Source organism: Paenibacillus sp. GCM10023252, assembly GCF_042653305.1.
Classification (GTDB): Bacteria; Bacillota; Bacilli; order Paenibacillales; family Paenibacillaceae; genus Pristimantibacillus.
Genome location: NZ_JBHSHW010000018.1, coordinates 26,249 through 39,083, shown reverse-complemented (window position 1 = coordinate 39,083; position 12,835 = coordinate 26,249). Strand labels below are relative to the sequence as shown.

General features: G+C 54.8%; 10 protein-coding genes. All 10 read right to left on the bottom strand.

Annotated elements, in window-relative coordinates; translation table 11 throughout:
* Positions 1–2: 2 nt before the first annotated feature.
* The gene (uca, locus tag ACFO9Q_RS10410) at positions 3–3,740 is read right to left on the bottom strand and encodes an urea carboxylase (protein WP_379181535.1); all 3,738 of its coding nucleotides are present in this window, start codon (positions 3,738–3,740) and stop codon (positions 3–5) included.
* A 98-nt stretch (positions 3,741–3,838) separates the two neighbouring features.
* A complete protein-coding gene (locus ACFO9Q_RS10405; protein WP_379181533.1) occupies positions 3,839–4,489 on the bottom strand; it encodes an urea amidolyase associated protein UAAP2 in 651 nt (216 codons plus the stop codon).
* A gap of 41 nt (positions 4,490–4,530) precedes the next feature.
* Positions 4,531–5,253, bottom strand: coding sequence for an urea amidolyase associated protein UAAP1 (locus ACFO9Q_RS10400; RefSeq protein WP_379181531.1), 723 nt, complete (start codon positions 5,251–5,253; stop codon positions 4,531–4,533).
* Positions 5,254–5,616: 363 nt separating this feature from the next.
* On the bottom strand, positions 5,617–6,312 hold the full coding sequence (gene urtE, locus ACFO9Q_RS10395) for an urea ABC transporter ATP-binding subunit UrtE (RefSeq protein WP_379181529.1): 696 nt from the start codon (positions 6,310–6,312) through the stop codon (positions 5,617–5,619).
* Complete coding sequence (urtD, locus tag ACFO9Q_RS10390) at positions 6,290–7,069, bottom strand: urea ABC transporter ATP-binding protein UrtD (RefSeq protein WP_379181527.1); 780 nt, start codon at positions 7,067–7,069, stop codon at positions 6,290–6,292. The genes urtE and urtD overlap by 23 nt, the downstream gene beginning before the upstream one ends.
* On the bottom strand, positions 7,038–8,123 hold the full coding sequence (urtC, locus tag ACFO9Q_RS10385) for an urea ABC transporter permease subunit UrtC (RefSeq protein WP_379181525.1): 1,086 nt from the start codon (positions 8,121–8,123) through the stop codon (positions 7,038–7,040). The genes urtD and urtC overlap by 32 nt, the downstream gene beginning before the upstream one ends.
* Positions 8,124–8,151: 28 nt before the next feature.
* On the bottom strand, positions 8,152–9,057 hold the full coding sequence (gene urtB / locus ACFO9Q_RS10380) for an urea ABC transporter permease subunit UrtB (protein ID WP_379181523.1): 906 nt from the start codon (positions 9,055–9,057) through the stop codon (positions 8,152–8,154).
* Between the two features lie 129 nt (positions 9,058–9,186).
* Complete coding sequence (gene urtA / locus ACFO9Q_RS10375; RefSeq protein WP_379181521.1) at positions 9,187–10,458, bottom strand: urea ABC transporter substrate-binding protein; 1,272 nt, start codon at positions 10,456–10,458, stop codon at positions 9,187–9,189.
* 617 nt (positions 10,459–11,075) lie between these two features.
* Complete coding sequence (locus ACFO9Q_RS10370) at positions 11,076–11,597, bottom strand: hypothetical protein (RefSeq protein WP_379181519.1); 522 nt, start codon at positions 11,595–11,597, stop codon at positions 11,076–11,078.
* A gap of 106 nt (positions 11,598–11,703) precedes the next feature.
* On the bottom strand, positions 11,704–12,795 hold the full coding sequence (locus tag ACFO9Q_RS10365; protein ID WP_379181517.1) for a peptidylprolyl isomerase: 1,092 nt from the start codon (positions 12,793–12,795) through the stop codon (positions 11,704–11,706).
* Between the last annotated feature and the right edge of the window lie 40 nt (positions 12,796–12,835).

Sequence of the window (12,835 nt, the reverse complement as noted above, 5' to 3'; positions counted from 1 at the left end):
AATCATGATACAAGCACCTCACTCTCTTGTTCCTTCACAATATGGGCAATCAGCTGTCCGGCATGGACCCCGTCCCCGGGACGTACGAAGAGAGAGGTGACAATGCCGTCGCAGGGCGCGAGCTGGTTGAACTCCATCTTCATACTCTCCTCGATCATGACGGTCTCCCCCTTGCTCACCCGTTGTCCCGGCTCCACGAGCACCTTCCACACGCTGCCCGGCATCGAGCATCGCACCGCAACGGCCCCCTCCGGCAGTTCATCCTCAGCCGCTGGCAACGCCTGCTCCTGCTCCGACACATACTCCGCCAGGCCAAGCTCCTTCCAGCTCTCTCGCTCCGCCTGGAACGCCGCTTGCTGTGTCGACCGGAAGGCGTCCGCCGACGATTCAATCGACTGCAAGAACTGCAGATACTCACCAAGATCGAATACCGTCTCCGTGATATCCGCCTCGTAGCGACCGCGCAGGAAGTCCTCTCGCAGCCTCAGCAGCTCATCCGCCTCCACGGGGTAGAACTGAATCTGGTCAAAAAACCGCAAAAGCCAAGGCTTGCCCGGCTTAAAGCTCTCCGTGCTGCGCAGCTTGTTCCACATCTGAATCGTACGGCCGACGAACTGATAGCCTCCCGGACCCTCCATGCCGTACACGCACATATAAGCTCCGCCGATGCCGACCGCATTCTCCGGCGTCCATGTGCGGGCCGGATTGTACTTCGTCGTCACCAGACGATGGCGCGGATCAATAGGGGTAGCGACTGGGGCACCCAGATAGACGTCTCCAAGTCCCATGACGAGATACTTCGCTTCGTAGACGATCGTGCGCACATCCTCTATAGATGGCAGACCGTTGACCCGGCGGATGAATTCCAGATTGCTCGGGCACCAAGGAGCGTCCGGGCGGACATTCTGTTGATAGCGATCGATTGCCAGCTGAGTCGCAGGATCATCCCACGAGAGCGGCAGGCGCACGATGCGCGACGGAACTTGGATCGACTCAAGAGGAGGCAGCGCACTGTCCAGCTCCAGGATGAGGCGGCAAGCTTCACGAACCGTGATGCGCGTGCGATCCAGATGTACCTGCAGCGAGCGGATGCCCGGTGTCAGATCCAATACTGGAATGGATTCAGACTCTACGATAGCGGTCATGAGAGCATGCACTTGGAAGCGCAGCAGCAGATCCAGCTCCATCGCACCGTACTCGATCAGCAGATTCTCATCCCCAGCACACCGAATGACAATAGGGAATCTGCGTCCATCAGACTCCTCAACCAGCAGCGGATAGGATGGATTATGCTCGAGCGGTTGAACAGGCGCTGCCAGGTCAGCTCGTTCTACTAGATCGGCCGGGTCGAGTGAGGTGACTGGGGCTAATCGATCCATTAGCTCAGCTGGTTCAACTAGACTACCACTAAGCAGAGCCGCCCGCTCCCCTCTCCCAATCGCCGCAAGACCCAGCTCTTGCGCGCTGCGCAGAGCATCTGCCTGTTCCAGCGTCACCAGACGGAACTTCACCCGGTCACCCGCATGCAGCTGCCCCAGCTTCCAGAACTCAGCCGATGCCGTCGTGACCGGGCAGACGAATCCCCCTAGACTAGGACCGTCCGGTCCGAGCAGAATCGGCATGTCACCGGTCAGATCAAGCGTACCAACGGCATACGCATTATCGTGAATATTGGAAGGGTGAAGTCCCGCTTCCCCTCCGTCTTCCCGCGTCCAATGCGGGGCAGGACCAATGAGCCGCACCCCCGTCCGTGAGGAGTTGAAGTGAACCTCCCAAGACGTATCCGTGAGCTGCTTAAGGTAATCTGGCTGCAAGAATTCCTCGGAGCAGTGGGGACCGGGAATGACGCCAATTGTCCATTCCCTGGTCATAGCCGGCCGGGAAGGCTCATCCAGCGCAAGGAGCTCCGCTGGAGCTTCCAACGCTGATGAAGAACGCGCAATGCCCAGCACATCCCCCGTTCGGAGCGCCCGCCCGCCATGACCGCCGAAGCCGCCTAGAGTGAACGTAGCGGAGCTCCCGAGAATCTTCGGCATATCGAGTCCGCCCTTAATGAGCAGATAGGTCCGCATCCCTTCCCTTGCCTCGCCGAACACGAGCTCCTGACCGCGGCCAGCCAGCACCGGCTGGTACATCGGCACCGGCAACCCATCCAGCTCCGGCTGCATATCTGCGCCGGTCAAGCAGAACCAAGCTTCACTGCGGAAGCGATAGGCTCCGCCGCGAAGGGTAAGCTCCAGCCCCGCCGCATCATCGGCATTGCCTAGCAGCTTATTCCCGGTTCGGAAGGACAGCGGGTCCATCGGACCGCAAGGCGGTACGCCGACATCCCAGTGGCCCGTCCGGCCCGGCCAATCCTGCACGGTCGTCTGCACACCGCCGTCCACTACCTCCAGCGCACGCTCTTCAGGCTGGTAGCCATTCAGCATCCGCGTGTAGACTTCCCCCGCGCGAACCGCTTCTTCACCAAGCAGCGCCTGAAGGTACTGCAGATTCGTCGTCAATCCATACAGACGCGTCTCCTCCAGCGCCTCAATCAGCTTAGCGATGGCCGCTTCGCGAGTGTCTGCGTGTACGATGATTTTGGCAAGCATAGGATCATATAGGGAGGTTACCGTCAGGCCGTCGCGCACCCAGGTCTCCACACGAGCAGAGGGTGAGAATATCGCGGCATCCAGCTGGCCGGCGCTTGGACGGAAGTCATGGATACAGTCCTCCGCGTAGATTCTCGCTTGTATACTATGACCTTGCGGCTGAGGCACCTTGGCTGCCAGCCCGGTAAGCTCATTCGCCGCCTCGCGAACCATCCACTCCACCAAGTCGACTCCAAGCACCTCCTCAGTGACGCCGTGCTCCACTTGCAGCCTGGTGTTCACCTCGAGGAAGTAGAATTCGCAGCTCTCCGGATCATAGAGGAACTCCACCGTCCCCGCGCTCCGATAGCCCGCTTCCGCCGCCAGCCTCTGTGCCGCCTCATACATGGCCTGCCGCACCTCATCCGACAGCAGCGGAGCCGGACTCTCTTCGATTACCTTCTGATTCCGCCGCTGAATGGAGCAATCCCGCTCCCCAAGAGCCACGACCTCCCCGAACCCGTTGCCGAAAATCTGAACCTCCACATGCCGAGCCCTCGCAATGTACTTCTCCAGGAACACACCGCCGTTCTTAAAGTTCGTCTCGGCGAGATGACACACTGCATCGTAAGCCGAGCGAAGCGTCTCCTCGTCCTCACAGATGCGCATCCCGATCCCGCCGCCGCCGGCCGTGCTCTTCAAGATGACCGGATAGCCGATGCGTGAAGCCTCGCTCACCGCTTCCTCCAGCTGGTCGATGAGCGGCGTTCCCGGCAGCATCGGCACCTGTGCCCGCTCCGCGATCTCGCGAGCGGAATGCTTCAGCCCGAACAGCTCCATCTGCTCAGGAGTTGGTCCGATGAACACCAGGCCATGCTCGCGGCAGGCTCTCGCGAAGGTGGCATTCTCACTCAGGAAGCCGTACCCCGGGTGAATCGCCTGAGCCCCCGTCTCGATTGCCGTCTTCAGGATGAGCTCGGCATTCAAGTAGCTGTCCTTAGCTGCTCCTTCGCCGATGAGAACCGCTTCATCCGCCCCATCCACATGCAGACTATCTTGATCCGCACTAGTGTAGACAGCGACTGACGCAATGCCTAGCTTCTTCAGCGTACGCTCGATACGTACTGCAATCGCGCCGCGATTGGCGATTAGAATCTTCGTGAACATCGTGAACCACTCCCTTGATGAGCCTTAATTGAACTTGTTGAGCTGGATGACCTTGAACTTTACTGAACATGCTGACCTTATTGACCTAGCCGAACTTGTTACTTATCCCAGATCAACACCTGTATAGGCGTTGGATTATACGCATTGCATGGATTGTTGAGCTGCGGGCAATTGCTTATCACAGCTAGCGTCCGGCGCTTCGACTGGAGCTCGACATAGCACCCTGGCGCGGACACGCCGTCCGCGAACGTCAGCCCGCCCTCAGGCGTGACCGGGACGTTCATGAAGAAGTTAATATTCGGCGCCAGATCCCGCTTCGAATATCGCCCATCCTGCTCGGCCAGCTGCAGCATGAAGGTATCGCGGCAATTGTGCATGGGCAGCGTATCATGCGAATAACGCACAGTATTGCTCTGCGCCGAGCAAGCCCCGCCAATCGTGTCATGTCGCCCGCAGGTATCCGCAACCATCTCCAGCAGCACCTCTCCCGACTCCGCTCTCAGTACGGAGCCTGTCGTTAAGTAGATATTCCCTTGCCCCGCGATAGTCGCTGCAGCACTATAGTGATCTTCCGGATTGTCCGCGTCGTAGAACAGCGTATCCGCCGCCTGATTCCCTTCCAGGTCTACGATTCGCAGCACTTGTCCCGGCTCCAGCTCCCGAGACCACCCATCTCCAGCGAGCACAGTCTTGCTATAGATGGCATCCTCCAGCTTGCGAGAGCTCTCCACTCGGTTGAATACAGCCATTGCCTACTCCTCCTCCATGTATCTATGATTACTCCACTAACCTACAGAAGAGCGTAATATTCCCGCGTGTTCTCGAACGCCCGGCGGTTCTCCCCCCGGAAGTTCAAGCAGTAATCCGTCTCCTCCACCGCTTCAGCCTCCAGCACCTCCAGCTGAACAGGCACAGCCGGATACGCTTCACGCGGGTCAAGTGGATGCGGCGTATTGGACAGCACGACCAGCAGCTCCATCTCTGTCCTCAGCGTGACGGTTGCTCCTGCAGGGCAATGCCCCAGCTCATAGACCATCGCGCCATTATGCTGCACAGCAATCTTCGAGAACAGATTCACCACCGGGACGAGATCACGCGGTCTCAGCCCGCTCCGTACCAGCTCAACCGTCAAGTTCTCCTGCCCGCTCCGCAGCCATTCATTCCGCTCAGCCTGGTAGCTGGTCACCCCATACTTCTCGTCCGTCATCTCCCTCGTTGTATATCCGCCGAGCGGATCATGCCAGCCTAAGCTATCCTCTACGATGCTGGCCATTGCGCGGCCATTATCACTCATGAGCACATTCCCTCTCGTCAGATGAGCCGTATACTGCGCCTTCAGCGTATCCGGCATGTTGTACCGCTCCGTCAGGTCCTTCGCATGGTAGAGGAGCAGCGATACATTCGCTCCTGATTCCAGTGCTGTGAACCGCAGCACCTTCCCGCGCCCCACGACCCCCGACCACTTGCCGCCCGCACCAATCGTCTTACTCCAACTCTCTCGAATGTTCTCCATCCCGTAACCTCCCCAAGGCAATTTGCTAGTTCTGGTTCTAAGATAAATTAAAAAAAAGCCAAGGAGATCATCTCCCAGGCTTTTGTCCTTCCGTGTTATACAGCCGCACTCCGCGTTAACTCCAGGCAACGCCGCTTACTCGCTGTACGCCGTCTCTTGGACCAAACTTGCTCAGCTCACTTCTGTCCCGCACACTGGCATTCGGGGCAGAGCACCTAACAACGGAACCCTAGACAGCTTGTCGTCCTCCTCCTTACACAAGGGAGAACCTTATTCAATTGTCAGATAACATAACGTTAATTCGTAGTATAGCGGGGCTGCATTGAAACTGTCAATAACTATGTCAGGTATTATAACATACACCTACACCGTCAGATACTTCTTAATGACATCATCGCTCAGCGAGTCGAGTCCACCTTCCCAAGCGACTGCACCCTTCTCCAGAATGTAGAAGTAATCCCCTACACTCTTCACGAACTCCAGGCTCTGCTCCACGAGCAGGATGGCCGTCTTGCCGTCCGCCTTGATGCCACGGATCACATCGCGGATATCATCCACAATCGAGGGCTGAATCCCTTCGCATGGCTCATCGAGCAGCAGCACTTCCGGCTTGGAGGCCAGCGCCCGTGCGAAGGCCAGCTGCTGCTGCTGCCCGCCGGACAGGTCGCCTCCACGGCGATCATACATGGTCGGCAGCACCGGGAACTTCGCGATAGCCTCCTCTGGAATCTCCTTGCCTCCGTCGCGCGAGGCCTCTAGGCCTAGCAGGATATTTTCATACACAGACAACTGCCCGAAGATCTCCCTGCCTTGCGGAACATACCCAATACCCTTCCGCGCTCGCTGACCAGGAGCCCTCTTCGTCAGGTCCGCCCCCGCGAAGGATACCGTCCCCCGCCGCGCCTTAAGCAGCCCCATAATCGACTTCATCAGCGTAGACTTGCCCACTCCGTTGCGCCCCAAGAGGCACACGACCTGCCCGGGCTTCACCTTCAGCGTCACATTGCGCAGGATGACGCTCTCGCCATATCCGGATTCAAGCTGTTGAACGGCTAACATCAGCATCCCTCCGCTTCCCTAGGTACACTTCCGCCACTCGGTCGTCCCGCTGAATCTCATCCATCGAGCCTTCCTTAAGCAGCTTGCCCTCATGCATAACCGTCACCTTGCTGGCGAAGTTGCGCACGAACTCCATATCATGCTCCACGACGACAATTGAGCGCTTGCGCGCAATCTGCTTCAGCAGCTCGCCCGTCTTATCGGTCTCCTTATCCGTCATACCCGCTACCGGTTCATCGAGCAGCAGAATCTCCGGCTCCTGCAGCAGCATCATACCGATCTCCAGCCATTGCTTCTCTCCGTGGGATAGTCCACCCGCACGCCAGGAAGCCTTATCTTGAAGTCCAATCATCTCCAGCTGCGCCTCGATCCGGTCACGCTCTTCTCCCTGCATACGTGCGAACAGGGTAGCGAATACACTGCGGCGCTGACGCATGGAGATCTCCAGGTTCTCCTCCACCGTCATCGTTGGGAAGATCGATGGAGCTTGGAACTTGCGTCCGATACCAAGCTCCGCAATCTGATGCTCCTTGCGGCGGGTAATATCGATATTCCCATTGAAGGTCACCTTGCCGGCAGCTGGCTTCACCTTGCCACAGATGACATCTAATATCGTCGTCTTGCCTGCTCCATTCGGACCAATGAGGAAGCGAAGCTCCCCTTGCTCCAGCTTCAGGTTCATCCCTTGAACCGCCTTGAAGCCGTCGAACTCAACGGTTACCTCACTACACTGCAGGATAACGGATTCCTTCTTCATGCTCCGCTCCACTCCTTCTCTTGCGCAATCTAATCTGGCTCACCAGACCGACAATGCCCTTCGGCAAGAACACAACGACGACAACGAACAGCAGCCCCATGAAGAACAACCAACCATCCGGATACGTCTCACTGAACGTACTCTTCGCCCAGTTCATGACGATGGCTCCGAGCGCTGCGCCGATTAGAGTGCCGCGCCCGCCTATCGCTACCCATAGCACCATCTCAATTGATGGGACGATTCCCATCATGGATGGAGAGATAATGCCGACATGAAGCACGAACAGCATACCAGCCAGACCCGCAATCGCAGCCGATATGGTGAAAACAACCATCTGATACATAGCGGGATTGTACCCGATGAATCTCACCCGATTCTCGCCATCTCGAATGGCACGAAGCACCTTGCCGAAGCGGCTCCCTACCAGGTAGCGGCAGCCGATGAAGACGAGGATGAGCACAGCAGCTGTAATAAAGTACAGAGCACGCTTCGTATCCGGAGATCCTAAGGAATAACCAAGCAGCTTGCCATAGCCGGTAATTCCGTTCGTTCCGCCGGTGAAGGCCTGCTGGCCAATGAACAGCGTGACGGTAATGACGACGAGCGCCTGCGTTAGGATCGTGAAGTAGACGCCGCGAATTCGATTCCGGAAGGTGAAGGAGCCGAGAATGAGCGCCAGCACGGCTGGCAGCAAGATGCCAAGCGCAATAGCTGCCCCGAACGATTCGAAGGGAAGCCAGAACCACGGCATCTCCTTCACCCCGCTCCACCCCATGAAGTCGGGGAGCTTGCCACCGCTGGCTTGCAGCTTCAAGTGCATCGCCATCGCATAGGCGCCGAGGCCGAAGAAGACGCCATGTCCGAGGCTGAGTATGCCGGTGAAGCCCCAGATGAGATCCAGCCCGAGCGCCACGATGGCGAAGGCCAGGAACTTGGCAAGCAGGTTAAGCCGGAAGTCGCTAACGAATAGAGGAGCAGAGAACAAGGCCGCAGCAGCGGCAGCATAGCCGATTAAGATCCATATCCGCTGGGGCGATAGAGTTCGCATTCGCATGAGGTTACCCACCTACTTTTCATCAAGATTAGTCGAGCGATCGCGTACGCATAGCTACCAGACCCATTGGTCGCCATTGCAGGAATGCCACTATGAGTAAGAAGACGAGCACCTTGCCAAGGGACGCCGTCGTCCAATATTCGAAGAGAGTGTTGAACACGCCGATGCCGAGAGCGCCGAACACCGTGCCAACGAGCTTGCCTACGCCGCCGAGCACGACGACCATGAAGGCATCCACAATATAATAAGTGCCAATCGCCGGACCTATCGGTCCGATTAACGTGAGCGCACAACCCGCAATGCCGGCAATTCCTGAACCAATCGCGAACGTGATGGCATCGACCCGGCGCGTAGAGACTCCGAGGCAGGCGGCCATATCCCGATTCTGCATCACGGCGCGCATTCTTCTTCCTTCATGACTGCGGTAGATATAGAAGTACATCGCAATGAGACAAGCGGCAACAAGTGCAATGATGAACAATCTCTTGTAAGGAAGGACGACATCACCCATAATCGTCATTCCGCCTTCCAGCCACTTCGGACTGGTGACCCCTACATTAGGCGCTCCGAAGATCGTACGGGCAAGCTGCTGCAGCACCAGCCCCACTCCCCAAGTAGCAAGCAGACTGTCCAGCGGCCGGCCGTAGAGGAATCGAATAAGCACGACCTCCAGCACAAGGCCGATCAGGAATGCGATGGCGAAGCTGACCGGAATCGCCAGCACGAAGTACCAGTCGAACATAGACTTCGGAAGGTAGTCCTGGAACAGGTTCTGTGTCAGATACGTTGCATAGGCGCCAATCATAATAAGCTCGCCATGCGCCATATTAATGACCTTCATGAGGCCGAAGGTTATCGCCAGACCCAGTGCAATGAGCAGCAGGATGGAGCTTACGCTTAATCCATTGAACAGTTGCAGTACGAATACGTCCATGAATTCACCCCTTAATTAGTGGGAAAAAAATATCTAGCTGTCTGCGTAACGATACAGGAAAGGAAGCATCCGAAGGTACCGAATACTTCCCCCTGTATGGCTGCATATATGAGTACGATTAGACTTAGACTATTGGCCGGTGTTCAGGTTCTTCGCCCACTCGTAGCCCTTCAGGTACGGATCCGGCTTAATCGGCTCGCCTGAGTTCCACACTTCCTTGAATTGACCGTCCGCCTGCACTTCACCGATTCGAACCGTCTTGTACAGATGCTGCGTCTCGCCGTCAATCTTAACCTTGCCCTCTGGAGCATCCCACTCCAGCTCCTTCGCCGCTTCGCGAACCTTATCCACTTCCGCAGAGCCAGCCTTCTCAACTGCCGCCTTCCACAGGTAGACCGCTGTGTAACCCGCTTCAATCGGGTCAGCTGTTACGGTATCTTCCCCATACTTCTTCTTGTAGTTGGCCACGAATGTCTTGTTCGCAGGGGTATCGGTCGTCTGGTAGTAGTTCCATGCTGCCAAGTGGCCTTCCAGCACGTCTACACCAATTCCGCGAATCTCTTCTTCCGCTACGGACACCGACAGAGTCGTCAGATCCTTCGCGCTAATGCCGGCATCCTTCAATTGCTTGAAGAACGCTACATTGGAGTCGCCGTTCAGCGTGTTGAACACGACATCCGGCTTCGCTTCCTTAATCTTGCTTATAATCGTGCTGTAGTCGGTGTGGCCGAGCGGTGTATACTCTTCGCCTGCCAGCTCGCCGCCTTCCGCCTTCAGCTGTTCCTTAATGATCATGTTCGCCGTGCGAGGGAATACATAGTCAGAGCCCAGCAGGTAGAACTTCTTCTTGCCCTGCTCGAGCAAGTAACTAACCGCAGGCACGATCTGCTGGTTCGTAGTCGCCCCGGTGTAGAAGATATTCTTCGACGCCTCAAGTCCCTCATACTGAACCGGGTACCAGAGCAATGCATTCAGCTCTTCGAATACCGGAAGCATCGTCTTACGGGAGGATGACGTCCATCCGCCGAACACGGTAGCTACCTTATCTTCCGAGATAAGCTTGCGCGCCTTCTCTGCGAAGGTCGGCCAGTCAGATGCGCCATCCTCGATGACCGGAACGATCTTCTTGCCTAGTACGCCGCCAGCTGCGTTGATCTCTTCGATCGCCATCAGCTCCGCCTTCTGAACGGACACTTCGCTGATTGCCATCGTGCCGCTGAGAGAATGAAGTACGCCGACCTTGATCTCTCCGCCTTCAGCTGTCGTCCCGCCATCATCGGTAGTCTTCGGTGCATTCGTTGCGCTGGAAGCCGGCTCATTGTTATTCCCGCCGCATGCCGCCAGTACCAAGCTAAGTGCAAGTAATAAGAACCCCATCTGTGCGAACAACTTCTTCTTCATCTCTCCACTCCCCAACTCTCTATGTATTTATCCATTTCCGAACGTTTCCATGGAATGTTATTCCAACGTTCGTGTCCTTATTATAGGTTGGGGTCAGCTTTTATGTCAAGATAGTTTACATGAAAAATTTTAAACTTTTACATTCGGAGCTCTCACCATCCCATTCAGTCACTTTAACTAAAACTTTATGTTAGGTTTAGTTACATTATAACTAGATATAATAGGACTTTTGTCACTTCTCTATATACTGATACATGATATCTAACGTTCAAACTTGCTCTTCCTTAATAAGCAAGGATACAAAAAACTGCTCAAAAGCCATTTTGGCTTTTAAGCAGTAATATTGTTACTACTTAGGTCTCTTTAGAAAGGGTCTTGTCCACGGAGCGCTAAGTGATCAATTCAGTTTCTTAGATTAGTTAGCGAGCGAGGTCATACGAGCGTAGATAAGGTATATATTGCACCTATTAGTTAGCTAGCGAGGTCATGCGACCGTGAATAAGGTATAAACTGCACCTATTGGTTAGCTAGCGAGGTCATACGACCGTGAATAAGGTATAAACTGCACCTATTGGTTAGCTAGCAAGGAGGTACCTAAGTAGTAACGCAATATTTACTTAATTAAAGTTGAGAAAGTAATCAAAACCACTTACTAGTTGTAGAATATACTTTGTTTCACCTTTGATTAGGGTTACTGAATTAGTGTCAAGAGGGTATGAGTGAACAGTCCTGATCTCGCCCGTCTGACTGCGATAATAAAATCCGTCGGACCTTTCAACTCTTCGACTCTCCTCCTTAAAATACAACTCCAATGGTACCCCCCGTTGATTTCCTTTCGGATATGGAAAGGACCCAACATTCTGATAATATGCAAGAATCTCATTCCTCGTGAGCTTTGAGCTTAATTCCATGACAGCTGCTACATTCCAATAACCACCACTGCCGCCGCCATCAACAAAGTTTTTCCCATTAGACTGATGCTTTGCAACAAGTGATGTCTCCGGTGGAAGTGAATAATTAAAGAGATGCTCTGCAAACTTGTTAGAGGTTCTTTCCTTACTTGTACTTAATGGAGTTAACACAATAATAAAGAGAAGGGTCAGAACAATTATCGACCCAAGCCATACCGATTTTTTCATGTATACACTCCTTGTATTTGTATATCTTCCTTTTTATCAACGTCAATTTATAAAAAAAGTTGCCCAAGGATAGAATCCTCAGGCAACTTTTTGTTCATATGCTGTTTTACTTCGCTGCAGGTGAAGCCGTAGCTTCAGGCGACGCTGATGCGTCAGGAGAAGGAGCGGCAGATGCATCCGGGGATGCCGCAGGCTTCTCATCCTTCGGAAGCGTGATCTTCAGATCCAGCTTCGTCAGATCCTCCGTCATGAACTTGTTCATGAGGGCGTAAGCTACACCGCTCTTCAGCTCTTCCTTCGTTGCTTCATCCAGCTTCGCATACTCCGTGGACGTACGCTTCTCGACCTTCATCACATGGTAGCCGAATTCGGTCTCCACCGGTTCGCCAATCTTGCCGACTTCCTGTGTGGTTGCGGCTTTTTTGAAGCCCTCTACCCAGCCCTTAGCTTGAGCATCTTCATACAGGCCGCCCTTGTCCTTCGATCCGGTATCATCCGAGTATTCCTTAGCGAGCTTGTTCCAGTCGCCGCCGGCCTCCAGCTTCGCCTTCACTTCCTTCGCACGCTTCAGTGCGTCTTCCTTCTTGCGCATTTCCTTCTTCGTCTGCGGATCCGTAGTGCCAATCAGAATATGACGGACGGATACAATATCGTAATCCGACTTGTTCTTATCGAACTCCGCCTTCATATCGTCTTCCGTTACCTTCGAATTCATATGGGTAACGACCGTCAGCATCAGGTTCATGTATGCCTTAATGTCATCATTCGTAACCTTAGCCTTCGCCATCGCATCCTTCGCAGCCTGATCCTTCTCCAGCTGAGCCTTGAACTGCTCGAACTGTGAATCCGCCTGCTCCTTCGCATCCTTCACCGTATCCTTGGACGCTTCAGCGCCAAGCACCTTGTAGGCGACATATTGCTTAAGCAGCTCTTCCTTGAACTCGCCGATCGTAATGATCTGTTCATACCCAGGGTTCATCACGCTGAAAATATTCAAGTACTTGTCGAACTCAGGCTGTGTCACTTCTCCATCCTTGTAAGTAGCCACCGTCTTGCCATCTCCAGCTCCTGGAATGGCAATCGAGTCCTTCTCATCGTTCTTGGCTCCGCAGGCCGCCATGATTGTCATAACGAGCACCGCTGCCACAGCAAGCAATACGCGTCTCTGCCATGCCGACTTGCGTGTACTATGCAACATGCCTTAACCCCTCTCGTAGTAACTAGCTTGTCTGTATTGT